A 14,479-nucleotide genomic window follows, 5' to 3' on the forward strand; every position below is an offset into this window, starting at 1 on the left:
TCCAGGCCGCGGCACCTCATTGCGCGGCCACGGTTACCGAACCGCCTGGTGCGTCCGCGTGGGACGCTGCGCCGATGCGGTTGATGTCGGTATTCGGGAAGTACTCCGCCCATACATGCCAGAACATCCCGGGGCGGACGTTTTCAACGCGCCTCAATTTTCCGGCGGGTGTCACGCCGAAAAAATCGATCTCGGTTACAGGCGCGTCCGTGTCGTTGTACCAGACGCCGAGGCTTTCGAATTTCGGATCCCAGGCGACCACCAGATCCCTGGTTCCGACCCTTGCATTGACGATGTTGCCGCTTTCAACGACGAAATCATCCGTCCAGCACACCACGTCGCCGTCGATGTCGACGCCCCAGACATAGGTCTTGTTGTGCAGACGCTTGTCGGGAGCGCGGTTCATGTTCTGAATGATGGGTTCGTTGACACGGTGTTGGCGGGAAATCTCCGATGAAAAGATGGTTTCGATGGCAAGGTCGAACAGAAACAGGATCGGGTTTTCCGAGGGCATGTTGATGAAGACCTTGCCGTCCGGATAGGCCTTTTGAAAACCGCGCATCGTCATGCGGAAGGTCGGCCAGGGGCGCATCGCCATTTGTGGCCGGACCGGGCAGGCGGGGCCGTTTTCCGAAGGTGCCGCATCCCGGTCCCGGAAGCCGTAGATCTGCTGGATCGGTTCGCCGGTCCGGTTATCGCGCAAGATCAGGTTGTTGCCGTGCTGCGCCAGCACCTGCAGGTCAAGATCCTCTCCCTCGATCTTCGGCGTGTAGCCGATCCCCAGATTGGCCATCGCGCAATAGGTCATGATGACATTTTCACCGTCGAGCCCCTCCCGGTTGCCGGCAAGGTGAGGGCGCATGATCTGGGCGTCAGGATGCGCGCGGGCGACGCCGTTGTTTTCAATGACGAGCACCTGGCTGGACGGGCTGACCCATTCCATCGCGTCCCTGACCGGAAGGTATTTTGCGGTGTTCTTCTGGTTTCTCAGGCCGACATGGACCCACACATAGGGAAAGGCGTAGAGAACGGCGATCAGCAGAATGGACACCAGCCAGAGCCAGAAGGGACCACCACCAAATACAAAATGGGCCAGCGTCATAACGGCGGCCGCTGCGAGGCCAACGGCAAGAAGGCGGTGCTCGTTGCGGATGAAGCGAGCCATGTTGTCCCGCTTCACCTTGAGCACCATCTGGGTGACGTCGCCGAGATCCCGGAAGTAGAGCAGGCCAATGCCAAGGGAAACCGCAAGGCCTGCGTAAAAAAACAGATTTCCGATAATTGCCATGTCTCCTACCTTGCTCCCGGAACGCCGGCAGCATTCTCCTGCGCCCGCTCGCCACCCGTTTCAACAAGGACTTCACCGGACGCTCCGCTCGGGATCGTCGTTCCAAAGAGTGCGCTCAAAGTTACCGCTACGTCAATCGTACCGACTCGCCGGGCGATCCTCGCAGGCGCGATACCGGGACCTGAAAACAGGATCGGAACATGCGTGTCGTAGCGCCATGGAGATCCATGCATGACGGCAATCGCACCTTGTTCGAACAGGAACGAGTAGGGTGTCTGGACCACGTAAATGTCGCCGGATCGTTGCGGATGATAATTGCGCCTGATCGGTGCCTGAAGGAAGTCACCTTCCTGCTCGGGTAACGGCACGGCGGGCATCGCCATGGCGATGCCCTTTTCCGCCATCAGGCTTTCCGCGACACGGCGCTCAATTTCCCGCTTATCCGCACCAACTTCGGCAATCGCCTCGTGGTTGAGATAGACATAAGGGCGGAAAAAATACTGGATCGCGTCCTTGACGCCGAATTCCTCAAATAGGACGGGGTTCAAATTTGCCGTAAGGACCTCGGTCGAATTCCGATAGGCTTCGAAACCGGCCTCGTTCAGTTCCTCCGGCATTTCCGGCATCCCGTGGTCGGCAGACAGCACGTAGAGAACATGATCCGCTCCGACTGTCTCGTCGAGAAAGGTGAAGAACGTGCTTAGCGTCTGGTCCAGGCAGCGCACAAGTTCTTCGTTTTCGATGCTCGAGGGGCCGAAGAAATGATTGGTCGCATCTACGCCGGAGAAGCTGACGCTCAGATAGTCTGTCCAATCGTCGGCGCCAAGCTGCTCGGCCGTGACAATCGTCTTCGCAAAATCCGCTACCAGACGGTCACCAGTCGGGGAAACAAGGACCTGGGTGTAATACATGCCGTCCTCGGGATCACCGTAGTGATGGGGAAACGACTTGCCGAAGCCGCGCAGATCCGTTGCGTAGGGGCGGTCAGCATTATCGAAAAGGTAAGGGGCCTCGAGGCACTCGGGGAACCATGTCTCACCAACCATGACATCGGCGGGACGCGCGGCGTTCCACTCGATTGCCCAGTCGGGATACGCATCATAGTAGAAGCGGCTTGTTTCCATTGCGCCGGTGGCGGTCGACATCCAGAACGACTTGCCGCGATGGCCGCCCATGGCGACGGCGGAGCGGTCCTTTGCGGACACGGAAAACACCTTGGAGCGGCCGTTGTTCGATTTAGATAATTCGTCCCCGAATGTGCTTGCCAGAAGATTCACGGGAGAACGGCCGCTGGATTTTGCGGCAGCCTGAGTCGGATCAACCTGGTCGCCTTCGCCGCCAAATCCCGGCATGGGGAGCATCGGATTGTCGGGATCCTCTATATTGTAGCCGAGACGGCCTTCCAAGCGATTGAACCAGGCATTCCCGATCATGCCGTGTTCCGACGGGTGTGCGCCCGTTGCAAGGGTGGCATGTCCGACGATTGTTTCCGTGTTCGCATGCAGGTGATGGGCATCCGTGTACCAGAGGCCGCCTTCCGTGAGGCGCCGGAAGCCGTCCGGCCCGAAACTCTTGTGATAGCGGTTCAGGAGATCACCCCGGAGCCCGTCGACGGTGATCTGAACAATAAGCCGAACCTGTTCTGCGACGGCGCCCGCTGGGGCGGTGACCATTACAAGGGACGTAAAGAAAAGCAGCCGGGCCCAACGGTTCGTGTTTCGCAATTTCGCTCCTCCGTTCTCGTAGATACCGACAAGGGCTCGTAACCGGATGGTCACGAGGGCTTCGCGTTCCTCATTGCCAGCTCGCGAAGACCTCGCGCGTGAGCTCGCTCTCCGGCCGCAGGTTTTCGATCCCTTCATACGGGCGTCCCTTGCCAAGCGGCAGGTGAGGATACTTCGCGATCGTCTTCTGGTGTCGCTTGACCATGTCCTGGAACGATGCACCGGACCAGAGCGAATATCCTACAAGGGGGTGCTCCTCGCGCGGGTCGCGGTAGATATTGTAGACGGGAGCTGCAGCCCCTGGAACGCCGGGCGCTGGCACGTGCATCTTGAATTCCTGTTTGACAACCGAGCGCAACACGGGACCTTCGTACACATAGACAAAGTCTCTTCTCGAATTGCCTTCGCCTTCAAGTAACAGGGCGGTCTGGTCAAGTCCATCGATCACCCGGTCCCTGGGAATGAACTCCGTCGCGTCCGCGATCCGTGCGAAGGTGGTGAACAGGTCTGAAACGTGGATGATGTCACCGGCGGCACTGCCAGCTTCGATGATGCCTGGCCAACGGATGAAGGCGTCTGTTCTCACACCCCCTTCGAGGTGTTGTGTCTTGCCGCCCCTGTAGATGAGCTGATTGAGACCGGACGAGCCTTCGTAGTGATACATCAGCCCGTTGTCTGCCATCAGGATGACGATGGTGTTGTCGCGCAACCCCAACTCATCGACCCTGGTCAAGAGATCTCCAATCCAACCGTCCAGGAGCTGCAACTTGTCGGCGTGAAAGCCGCCGTTTCTGGATATTGCCTGGTTGGGATAGACAAAATTGAGCGGGTAGAGCGGCCAGTATTGAAGGAAAAAGGGTTCGTCTTCGCCGGCCAGCCGTTCAAGTTGTTCGAGGATCTGGCGTTGGTAGCGTTCGTTCATTTCCTCGTATTTGGCCTGGGTCCATTCCTCGCCCGCGGCCATGTCAACCTCGCGAGCCATGCCCCCTGCCTTGGCCTCCACGCCCGTTACAAGGCCGTAGGGTTTGAACCGCTGGTCAATGGCAAATTGATTGTTCTGACCGCTGGAGTGAAACCCGAGCATGTTGTTGGCGGTCATGGCCTCGCGGGTCATCAGGCTGAGTTGGACCTGCTGGTGAAGCGGGAAGGCCGCCCAGTCAAATCCCTGATTGTGCGGATAGGCCTGTTCGATATCACCCTGGTGCCACTTGCCGACATGCGCGGTGTTGTAGCCGACCTGCTTCAGAATCTCGGCAATTGTGACTTCTTCCGACGAAAGACCTTCACCCACCAGGGCAACCTTCACTTCTTCGACACCGGCTCGAACCGGATGGCGTCCGGTCAGCATTGCCGTTCGGGTCGGGGTGCAGGAGGGCTCTGTGTACATACGCATCAGGGAAAGGCCCTCGGATGCGAGCGTGTTGATATTGGGTGTGTCGATCCCGGTGACGTAGTTGAGCGTCCGGTTGCCCATCTGGCCGAAGCTGACGTCGTCTATCAGAATGTAGAGAATGTTCGGTGGCCTGCCGCCGTTCGCCTCTCTTATTTCGCTGAGTCTCGCCTCGATTCTCTGGTCCTGTTCGGCCCATTCTTCTTTCTTCTGGGCATGCAGGTATTCGAATTCACCATCGCGGATGATCGGGTTGTCCTGCGCATTCGCGCCGTTGAAACTGATTGCCAGCATCAGCAGAAATGCGGATGAAAATCTCATCTGCTTGCCTCCAAATAGGTATCGAGGACGCTCGCGGCCAGAATTAGCGCTTTGCGAGGGGACTTAGTTGTTGGCGTCTGGCCCCGTCTTTTTGGCGATTTTCTCTGCCAAATCGCACAATTCACCGCAAGCCTCCGGATCGACTTGTAATGTTTGCCGAATTGACTCTAAGGAAAATCCTCTGCTCCCATGATCGAAATTGCGAAGTGGAGGAGCAATTTACTTGGAGAGAAAGGGTTTTCTGGCCAGCCTCGTTGCCGAATTCACGGACGTTGACCAATTGTGCCATGACATCCGGTATTGGGACCTTCAGTTTCAACCCCTCGGCCCGGTTCCGGCACAACAGACCATCGCCAAAATCATTCAGGGAAGTGCCGCTCAGTTCGATTGCACATATGCGCGATTTCACATGAATTTCGACCAGCGCGGGGCACCGCCACAGGGGAAAGTCACGTTTACAATCCCCGGAAAAAGGATGCAGGAACTCTGGTGGCGGGGCCACAACACCGGAGAAAACGATGTTCTCGTCTATTTGCCCGGCACGGAGCTAGTATCGATCTCGGGCGAAGACTTCGAGGTTCACCTGATCGCCGTCGACGTAGCGGTGATTGCAGACTATTTCGATCGGTGCGGTCTAACCGTGCCCGATCCGGCGAAACTTCCAGGCGTTTTCAGGGCGCCGGACGATTTATTGAAGAAAGTACGTTTCGTTCTCGGAAAACTCGATGAGCAACCGGCCCTTGTCGACCCATGCACGCTGGATGAGCTCGTGGAGAAACTGGTTGGGTGCTGGGTCGTACAGACCGGCCTTCAACCACGGAGCCTTGCGCCGAACGCGTCGCGTATTGTGATGGAAGAAATCGTGACCGCGGTTGCCTCCGATGATATCGCCAATTTGCGGATTTCCGAACTCTGCAGACAAGGAGGAATTTCCCGGCGGGCGCTGGAGATTGCTTTCCAGGACAAGTTCGGTACAGGGCCTGCAGCATTCGTGAAGTCGGCCCGGCTTGCGCATGCACGGCGGCAGTTGCAACTGGCTGCGGTGGCCGACATTTCGATTGCCGATGTCATGGATCACGCGGGCTTTTCCCATGTCGGGCAGTTCGCGCAGGACTACCGAAAGATGTTTGGCGAAAGACCATCTGATACTTTGAGGCGATACAGCTGAAGCCCTCTGGTGGCAGCCTGTGTCTGCATGAAATGGCTTATCCTCGCTGAACTTGATCGCGCTATCGGATCAACGGTTCAGCACATTGATCCGTTGAGAAAAAATCGAATTTGTTTTCGCAGGGTTTTGAAGTTTTCTGTTTATTTGGAAGAGTTTACTTCCAAATTGTTTGTTGTCTTTGTGCAACCGGAATTCTCTGTTCCAACCACGTTTTGACGTTTTCTCAGTTGCATCCAATCGTATTGTCCGACGCGGCACCAAACTTACGCTGCGTTGAAAAGCATTTGCGCTGCTTGTCTCAAGTCGCGCCAAAGACAACCATCCATGCCCGTATTGCGGGTCAGTTTTTCTGACACATCTTTAGCAGAATCCCTCCGCAAAGCGGCGTTTCTTTCGCCAGATTTCATCGCAAGCCTTCCGGCGCGATGTGAGTTAAGGAAAGGAAACGCTATGGTCGACAATCCCGCAAAGGCGCTGGGTGCCAGCGAGCAGTTGATCCTGGAGCTTGTCAACAAGGAGCGGGCAGCGGCGGGGCTGGAACCGCTGGCGACGGACGGGCGGATCAACGCCGCCGCGCAGAAACACTCTGAATGGATGGCGGACGGGCGGGTGCTCAATCACACCGGTTCAGGTGGTTCAAGCCCGTGGGACCGCATGAAGGCGGAAGGCTGGACCGAATATCCGATGGGCGAAAACATCGCCTACAATCCGTTCAACCAGCATCAGCCGATTTCGGGTGCCTATGTGCCCCAAGCGGTCGTGGAGGGCATGCATACGGGCTGGATGAATTCTTCCGGCCACAGGGCCAACATCCTGAGTACGAATTATACGGTGATCGGCATCGGTGATGCGATCGGGGGGCATCCGAGCGCCCCGAACCATTCAACCAGCTATGCGACGCAGAATTTTGCCGGCACAACGAAAAACTATGTCACCGGCGTGGTTTTCGATGATGCGGATGGCGACAAGTTCTTTGATATCGGCGAGGAACTGGGATCGGCGAAGGTCACGATTGTCAATGCCTCGGGCCAGACGGTTGCCACGGCATCGACCGATCCCGGGGGCGGCTACAGCATTGCTCTGGCAAACGGGTCCTACACCGCCAGATACACCGGGGCCGGCATCGACGGCACGATCGAGAAGTCGTTTTCCGTTTCCGGAAAGAACGTCAAGGTCGATGTCAAGGACGGGTCAGAGGGCGGCGGGACGACACCACCCCCCACGGGCGGCAGCGGCAATGACACGGTCTACTACACCATTGGCGACGACTTCTGGGACAACGGATCGCCGAAGGACATCGGTGGGGCCGGGATCGACACGTTGATCATCAACAAGGACTCGGTCTTCAACACGTCCGGTCTCTCCTGGTACGGGTTCGAACGCTTCATCGGTTCGGACGGCAATGATCGCGTCGCCGGCAATGATGCCAGTGTTGACTACCGGCTGAGCGGTGCCGGTGGCAACGATACGCTGCAGGGCAACGGTGGAGACGACACGCTGCTCGGCGGACCTGGAAACGACCGTCTTTTCGGCAGGGCCGGGGACGATGTCATCAAGGGCGGCGCGGGACGGGACGTCATGTATGGCGGTGCTGGTGACGACGAGATCCATTACGGCAACGGTGATGTCTTTTGGGACAACGGCACGCCGCGTAACATCGGCGGTGCCGGTGTCGATACTCTCGTTGTAGAGGCAGGCTCCCGCTTCAACACATCGGCGCTTTCCAAGTACGGGTTCGAGAAGTTCACCGGTGCTGAAGAAGACGACAAGGTTTTCGGCAACAGCGGCGAAGTGGATTACGTTCTGAAAGGCGGGGGCGGCAATGATTTCCTCAAGGGGAGTGGAGGAACCGATACGCTGATCGGCGGCAGCGGCAATGACAGGCTCGAACCGGGAGCATCCTCCGGAGGCGTGCAGAAACTCTCAGGTCAGTCCGGCAACGACACTTACGTGGTGACTTCGAAGTCAGGCCGGGTCGACATCGTCGAACTTGCCGGAAACGGCAATGACAAACTGATCTTCAAGGATCTCAAGAGGTCGGATGTCGACGTCTCGATCAGCGCGAATGACAAGATGGTGCTTTCCTGGGACGACGGGGCCGGGAGCGTGACGATCAATGCTGAAGGCGCTCATCTTGATCAGTTCGTGTTCCAGTTCGGGGCGGTTTATCAGCCGGACGATTTGGGCCTTCTCTGAATGCGCCGCGAGCCTGCGCCATTCGGGTAGAGGCTCGCGTCAGGCGACATCGTGGCCTTCAAGTTCCTCCGCAAGACGTTTTTCCGAAGCTCCGGGAGGCTGTGACCAACCCGCAATGATCCGGTAGACCGCCGGTGTCAGGAACAGGGTGAAAATGGTGGCAAGGCCGAGGCCGCCGACGACCACCCAGCCGACAGCGGTTCTCGCCTCCGCTCCGGCACCTGTTGCCAGCACCAGCGGTATGCTGCCGGCCACGGTCGACGCCATTGTCATCATCACCGGTTTCAGCCTGATCCGCATGGCATTGCGGATGGCGGTGTCCACGTCTTCGCCCTCCTGGCGGAGCTGATTGGCGAATTCGACGATCAGGATCCCGTTTTTCGCCATGATGCCGACAAGGATGACCAGGCCGATCTGGCTGTAATAGTTGAGACTTCCGCCTGAGATCAGGATTGCCAGCAGGGCCGTCCCGAGACCGCAGGGAACGGTGATCAGGATGATCAGGGAGCTTGAAAAGCTTTCGAACTGTGCGGAGAGCACCAGGAAGACAATCAGGATAGCCGCCCCGAACACGAGCAGAGTGGTCGTTTCACCCGTCTCGAGCGTGGCGGCTTCTCCGAGAAAGACCAGGCGGCCCTCGTTGCCGAGTATGTCAGGTGCGATTTCCTTCAGCCGGTCGACTGCGGTTCCAAGATCGACTCCGCTTCCCAGATTGGCCTGCGCCGTCACAGCGCGCTCGCGCGCCTCACGGCTCAAGGTGGAGGCGGAGGCGGCGACCGACAGGGTTGCGACAGATGAAATCGGCACAAACTGGCCGTTGCCGGCGCGCAGGAACGTGTTTTCCAGGTCTCCCTGGTCGTTGATCGGCCGCCCACCGAGTTCGAGCCGAACCTCGACGGACTCGTTGTTCAGGAAAATCTCGGATGCCTTGTTGCCCTCGATAACCGTGTTGAGAGTCTCAATAACGTCCCTCGGCTCGATGTCCAGGTTCGCAGCCTGGTCACGGTCGACTTCCAGCAAGAGCTGCGGCTGGTTGACCTCGTTGACGAGTTGCGCGTTCGCGAAGGTGGGGTCGGCGTCCATCTTCGCAATCAGGTCGCTGGTGAGATCTCCGAGAACATCATATTCCTTGCCGACCACGGCGAACTGGACGCCCCGGCCAGCGCCCCGTATGCCGAGGCTGTTCGAGGCGCGCAGCGCAACGAAAGCGCCCGGGATCCGGCTGACTGGTCCCTGTATCTGCGCCGCGATTTCCTGCTGGCTGCGGGCGCGGTCTTCCCATGGCGCCAATCGAACGAAAACAAGCGCGAAACTTGTCGATCTCAACCCGATCAGGGATTGAACCGCCACGACTTCGCCTGAGGCCACGAGCGGTTCGAGGATTTTCTCGACACGGGCAACCTGTTGGCTCGTGTAGTCCAGGCTGGCCGAGGACGGCGTCCGGAGCGCGATCATCACCGTACCGCGGTCTTCCGATGGCGTGATTTCCTGGGGGAGGGAGCCGTAAAGCGCCAAGGATCCTCCGGCAAAGGCCAGAGCGCCGAACAGGACAATGTAGCGGGCCCTGAGAATGAAGCCGATCAGGTTGCCGAAGCCCGTCAGGAACGCGCTTTCGCTTTCCTTGTCTCCGCGCTGCCCGCCTATTGCATCCGATTTTCCGGGGTCGACGAATGAGCAGAGGGCAGGGGCCAGCGTGAGCGCGACAAAGGAGGAAAGGGCCACGGAGAACGCCAGAACAAATCCGAACTCACCGAAGATGCCGCCCGCCTGCCCGGGAAGGAAGGAAATCGGGATGAAAACGGCGGCAAGTGTGGCCGTTGTCGAGATGACGGCGAAAAAGACTTCCCTGGTGCCAACGGCAGCCGCAGCGAATGCGCCGAGGCCCTGCCTGCGGCGGCGCACGATGTTCTCCAGAACCACGATGGCATCATCGACGACCATTCCCGTGGCCAGAACAAGTGCGAGCAGCGTGATCGTGTTGACCGAAAAGCCCGCTGCCCAGATCGCGCCGAGCGTTCCGGTCAGCGCGATCGGAACGGCGACGGCAGGTACCACAACCGCCCGAAGCGACCGGAGGAACAAGAAGATGACCGCGACGACAATCGCGATGGCCATGGCGATGCTCGTGACGACGCCGGATATGGACCGTTCGACGAAAACCCCGTCATCAGCCACGATCATCAGGTGAGCGCCGTCCGGCAGATCTTCCTGCAAACCGGCAACGGCAACACGCGCCGCGTTGGAAATCGACAACGTGTTGGCATGGGATTGGCGGATGATATTCAATCCAACAGCCGGTTGACCGTTTATGCGGGTGATGACGGAAGGATCATCGGACGTGAACTGAACGAAGGCGACGTCTCCGATCACCGTTTCGCGGTTGAGGCGGATGGCGGAGATTTCGGCCTCGGTCGTGGTTGAAGCGATGGACCTGACGACAAGTTCCTGGGTCCCGGTCTCCAGCGCACCCAGCGGAATATCAAGATTGGCGCTTGCAAGGGCCGTGCGCATGTCGGCAAGGGAGATGCCGCGGCTGGCAAGCGCGACCGGGAAGAAGGTGACGCGCATGATCCGGGCATAGTCGCCCGCGACCTGCACCTCCGACACACCGTCGAGCGACAGAAGGCGGTCCGAGACGATGCCCTCGGCGAGCGACGTCAGTTCTGTCAGAGGAAGCGTTCCGCTCAGAGCGAGGCGCATAATCGGATCCGCATCCGCATCGCTTTTCTGAACGGTCGTGTCCTCGACATCGTCAGGCAGATTGCGCTGCGCCCTGGAGACGAGATCCCGCGCGTCATTGGCTGCGTTGGTCACATCGGTCGATGCATTGAGTTCCAGCGTGAGACTGGAACTGCCGTAGGAGGACGTCGCGGATATGTTTTCGAGCCCCTCCAGCCTTGCAAGCGCGTCTTCCAGGACGCTGGTCACTTCCGAATCGACCGTGGTCGCGGCCGCGCCAGGATAGGTGGCGCGCACTGATATGACCGGATTGGAGACGTTCGGCAGTTCGCGGACCTCCACGCCGTTCAACGCGGTGATGCCCGCGATAATCACAAGCAGATTGAGTACCAGCGCGAGGATGGGACGGCCGACGAACGTTGCCGCAAAGCCGAGCCGGTCCCGTGTCATCCTTCCCGGCTCCGCGTCATCCATCGGTGTGCTCCGCGACCTCGACGGCGACGGACACGCCCTGACTGACCTTGAAGGCACCGTTCTTCACGACGACGTCGCCTTCCGCAAGATCGGCTTCCAGCCAGACGCTGTCGCCCAGCCTGTGACGCAGCACGACGTCGATACGTTCTGGCGCGTTGTCGGCGGCAAGCTTCCACACATATGCTCCGTTCGGGCTCCACAGGATCGACACGGCAGGCACCATCGGCATGGGCGTGTCGGTGCTCGCGAGGCTGACGCTGAAGGTCATGCCCGGCAGGAGCACATTTTCGGGATTCTTGACCTGCGCGCGCACACGCACCGTGCGAAATTCCTCGTCAATCGAGCTGTCGAATGCGGTGATTTCTCCGTTGAAGACACGTCCGACGAGGGCCGGTGTCGTCAGGCGCACCGGAACGCCCGTGCTGATCTGGCTGATTGCGGTTTCCGGCACGGTGAATTCAACAAGAAGACTGCTGGCATCGACCAGTGTGACGATTTCCGCCCCTTGTGAAAGATAGCTGCCGACGGTGAGGTCATTGAGGTTTATCCGGCCGGAGAACGGAGCCCTGATCACCCTTCGATCATACTCGTACTGCGCTTCCGCGACCTTGGCTTCTGCGACGGCAAGAGACGCGCGGGCCTCATCGACCTGTGCCTGCGAAACGGCGTTGCTGCTCTGGCTCAAAAGCGTCTGATACCTGTTGAACGAGGCCGACTGCTGCTCAAGCTCGGCCTTGGCACTGTCGAGGATGATTTCCTGGGTTTTGCGTTCCAGCGTTACGATGGGGTCACCGGCGCTGACATCGGTATTCGGCTGAACGTGGATTTTCTCTACGGTCCCGGCGACATCTGCCGTCACATGTATGAGGCGGATCGCCTTGCCGGTGCCAATCGACTGGATCCGGGAACGCGGCGGGGTAAACGCAACATCAGCCGTTGTCACCACAATGGCGTTGCCGGGAAAGGTCTGCTCGGTCGAATTCCCGCTTTCCGTGGTTTCAGCCTGGTCTTGTTGGCCTGCTCTGTCTTCAGCGGCAGGGAACAGCCCGCTGGAAGCTATCCAGATGCCCAAGGCAAACGCACATAAAAGCGCAACAATCGACCCAGCGATCCTGGTCATGGCATCAGCCCTCTTGCGTTCACCGAAGCAGTTGTCATCACGGTCGAACAGATCACAGCAATGCCGAATCTTGCAAGGCATAGACGGCCGAAGAGTGCGGTGATCCTGCCATTGGCAGTATCGAGCTAATGCCGACCGTCATTTTTCTGCATTTGCAATTCGGCCTCAACGCATTTCGCGCAGGCGAGCAATTCCGCATCCCGTCCACCTGCGGCAACAAGCATGGCGCTCAGCGTCTTGTCTGCATGCCGGTAGGGCAAGGCTATGGCGCAGGCATCGGCGACATTGGCGAGGGAAGGGTTGCGAAGCGCAAGGAGATTCAGCCGGTTGAAGGCATCGTCGCCGGCAAGATCCTCAATCCGTGGCGGCAGCTTCGGTGTCGTCGGCAGGAGCAGCATGTCCTCGCCGAGTTCCTCCCGGAAGGCCGCAATGAATTCCTGACGCCTGTTCAGCGTCTGCCGGTATTCGACTGCCGAGATTTCTTCCGCCCGGCCCATACGCGCGTGAACCCGAGGATCGAACTGTTCAGCCGATGCCTGGAAATGCGGTTCATAGTGGGCGCGCGATTCCACGGAAGTCATGTGCCAGGGGGGGACGCTGTCATGAAGCGGCATGGCCGCGATTTCCCGTTCGGCGACTTCCAGACCCGTGTCCCGAAGCCTTTCGACCGCTGCCCTGAACCCTTCTGCAACGGCGTCATCCATCTCGGTGAAACCGAAGTTGGTCGGAATGATCAGGCGCGCAGCCGCCGGGGTGGCCGGAGTTGTCGCCCTGTCAGCCATGACCTGCCACGCAAGTTCACATTCTGCGACCGATTTCGCCATGGGACCGAAACTGTCGAGGCTGTCGGAGAGCGGTCTGCCACCCGCCATCGGCACAGAGCTCTGGGTTGGCTTGAAGCCGGTGATGCCGGTGAAGGCGGCAGGGATGCGCAAAGATCCGCCGGTGTCGCTGCCGATTGCGATGTCGCACAATCCGAGGGCCACCGACACCGCGCCACCGCTGGTCGAGCCTCCAGGCGCACAACCGGGATAGGCCGGATTTCGAGGTGTTCCATGGTGCGGGTTCAGCCCCAGTCCGGAATACGCGAACTCGGACATGTTGGTGAGTCCGACAAAGACACCGCCGGCTGCATCAAGGCGGGCGATGGCCGGCGCATCCCTTTCCGCGGGCGGGTCGCCGGCAAGAACCCTGGTCGCACTGGTCGTTGTCTCGCCGTTCACATCGAAGAGCGCTTTCACGCTGATCAGCGCACCAGCAAGCGGCCCCCCGGCTTCAGACGCCTTGGCTGCCTGGCGCCGCGCCCGGTCTCCGAGCAGCTTCAGGAAAACCGCCTCTGCGGCGGTTTCCCCGGCCGCGCGTTCCAGCGTGGTCTCAAGACGGCTTGCGGCGGTGCCGGATGTCCAGGGAAATGAAGCGCTCATGCGGGGAGTCCTGTGATGGCGGAGAAGGCGGGAAGGGCATTACGAGATGATGCGGAGAGTAGCCGTTCGGTAGCTCCAGTCAATCGATTGCCCTCGGACCGGATCACTCAACGACATCCTGAAGGCTGGGGCTGGACGCACGCCGCCAATCGCCGGCAGCGTGCCGCACAGCATCGCTGTTCCGTCGATGAGCGGTGCGCCAGCCATAAGCTGCTCCAGCGGCAGGATCGAAGCGAGGTTTCCGTCCTGATAGGGCACCCAGCTTCCCGCTTCTTCGATCCATGATTTCAGGACGAGATCATCAAGATGCGGTTCGGCGTCCTCAAGCAGCCACAGGACGTCCGCAACCGGTTTGGCGCAGATCTGCTTTGAGGCGGCGACCGAATGGGCTTCCAGGGCGCGGTCGGTATGGTCGGAGGCCAGACCGATCCAGATCCTGCCGTCCTGTTTGAGCAGAAAGGGTTCGGCTTCTCCCGATGTTTCTTCACCGAGTGCCTGAATCGAAGTTTCCTGCGTCAAAAGGTAGGGCGCACACTGGTAGTAGAGCGGCACCGTGGAGGGGGCCGGAACGCCGATCGCGGCAAGTTCCTCAATGTGGTGATCGACAGCGGCACGGTCACGGCCGGTCCATCCGGCCACGATAAGTCTTTCGGGAGTGCTTTCCAGCACGCCGGTCTCGGTCTGAAACTTCATGA

General features: G+C 59.4%; 9 protein-coding genes. 2 read left to right on the plus strand and 7 right to left on the minus strand.

What is annotated here, in order from left to right; all coding sequences use genetic code 11:
• Positions 1–16: 16 nt before the first annotated feature.
• From RDA78_RS18140 to RDA78_RS18150, 3 genes are read right to left on the minus strand one after another with little or no spacing between them, the layout of a single operon-like run.
• Positions 17–1,288 carry a DUF3179 domain-containing (seleno)protein gene (locus tag RDA78_RS18140; protein WP_434051218.1) on the minus strand — a complete coding sequence of 424 codons (1,272 nt, stop codon included), beginning with the start codon at positions 1,286–1,288 and terminating at the stop codon, positions 17–19.
• 5 nt (positions 1,289–1,293) lie between these two features.
• Positions 1,294–3,066, minus strand: coding sequence for an alkaline phosphatase family protein (locus RDA78_RS18145; protein ID WP_434051219.1), 1,773 nt, complete (start codon positions 3,064–3,066; stop codon positions 1,294–1,296).
• A 16-nt stretch (positions 3,067–3,082) separates the two neighbouring features.
• Positions 3,083–4,723 carry a sulfatase-like hydrolase/transferase gene (locus RDA78_RS18150; RefSeq protein ID WP_434051220.1) on the minus strand — a complete coding sequence of 547 codons (1,641 nt, stop codon included), beginning with the start codon at positions 4,721–4,723 and terminating at the stop codon, positions 3,083–3,085.
• Between the two features lie 223 nt (positions 4,724–4,946).
• On the opposite strand from RDA78_RS18150, the gene RDA78_RS18155 reads away from it, so the two are divergent.
• Together RDA78_RS18155 and RDA78_RS18160 are read left to right on the plus strand one after the other, a co-directional pair.
• Positions 4,947–5,891: a helix-turn-helix domain-containing protein gene (locus tag RDA78_RS18155; RefSeq protein ID WP_434051221.1), complete on the plus strand. Its 945-nt coding sequence runs from the start codon at positions 4,947–4,949 to the stop codon at positions 5,889–5,891.
• A gap of 450 nt (positions 5,892–6,341) precedes the next feature.
• A complete protein-coding gene (locus RDA78_RS18160; RefSeq protein WP_434051222.1) occupies positions 6,342–8,087 on the plus strand; it encodes a CAP domain-containing protein in 1,746 nt (581 codons plus the stop codon).
• A gap of 39 nt (positions 8,088–8,126) precedes the next feature.
• Here RDA78_RS18160 and RDA78_RS18165 read toward each other — a convergent pair whose 3' ends face one another.
• The 4 genes from RDA78_RS18165 to RDA78_RS18180 all read right to left on the minus strand — a co-directional run bounded on the left by RDA78_RS18165 (position 8,127) and on the right by RDA78_RS18180 (position 14,477).
• Positions 8,127–11,240, minus strand: coding sequence for an efflux RND transporter permease subunit (locus RDA78_RS18165; protein WP_434051223.1), 3,114 nt, complete (start codon positions 11,238–11,240; stop codon positions 8,127–8,129).
• Positions 11,233–12,360, minus strand: a complete 1,128-nt coding sequence (locus RDA78_RS18170) for an efflux RND transporter periplasmic adaptor subunit (RefSeq protein ID WP_434051224.1) — start codon at positions 12,358–12,360, stop codon at positions 11,233–11,235. Before RDA78_RS18170 ends, RDA78_RS18165 begins: the two co-directional genes overlap by 8 nt.
• 125 nt (positions 12,361–12,485) lie before the next feature.
• The gene (locus tag RDA78_RS18175; protein WP_434051225.1) at positions 12,486–13,784 is read right to left on the minus strand and encodes an amidase family protein; all 1,299 of its coding nucleotides are present in this window, start codon (positions 13,782–13,784) and stop codon (positions 12,486–12,488) included.
• A 39-nt stretch (positions 13,785–13,823) separates the two neighbouring features.
• Positions 13,824–14,477, minus strand: a complete 654-nt coding sequence (locus RDA78_RS18180; RefSeq protein WP_434051226.1) for a DUF2848 domain-containing protein — start codon at positions 14,475–14,477, stop codon at positions 13,824–13,826.
• Positions 14,478–14,479: the final 2 nt, after the last annotated feature.

Origin of the sequence: Roseibium sp. (genome assembly GCF_051016195.1) — a bacterium.
Classification (GTDB): domain Bacteria; phylum Pseudomonadota; class Alphaproteobacteria; order Rhizobiales; family Stappiaceae; genus Roseibium.

Excerpts from the sequence above, each read along its gene's own strand:
- RDA78_RS18140 (WP_434051218.1), bottom strand. The coding sequence starts at position 1,288 with ATGGCAATTATCGGAAATCTGTTTTTTTACGCAGGCCTTGCGGTTTCC.
- RDA78_RS18150 (WP_434051220.1), bottom strand. The coding sequence starts at position 4,723 with ATGAGATTTTCATCCGCATTTCTGCTGATGCTGGCAATCAGTTTCAAC.
- RDA78_RS18160 (WP_434051222.1), top strand. The coding sequence starts at position 6,342 with ATGGTCGACAATCCCGCAAAGGCGCTGGGTGCCAGCGAGCAGTTGATC.
- RDA78_RS18165 (WP_434051223.1), bottom strand. The coding sequence starts at position 11,240 with ATGGATGACGCGGAGCCGGGAAGGATGACACGGGACCGGCTCGGCTTT.
- RDA78_RS18170 (WP_434051224.1), bottom strand. The coding sequence starts at position 12,360 with ATGACCAGGATCGCTGGGTCGATTGTTGCGCTTTTATGTGCGTTTGCC.
- RDA78_RS18175 (WP_434051225.1), bottom strand. The coding sequence starts at position 13,784 with ATGAGCGCTTCATTTCCCTGGACATCCGGCACCGCCGCAAGCCGTCTT.
- RDA78_RS18180 (WP_434051226.1), bottom strand. The coding sequence starts at position 14,477 with ATGAAGTTTCAGACCGAGACCGGCGTGCTGGAAAGCACTCCCGAAAGA.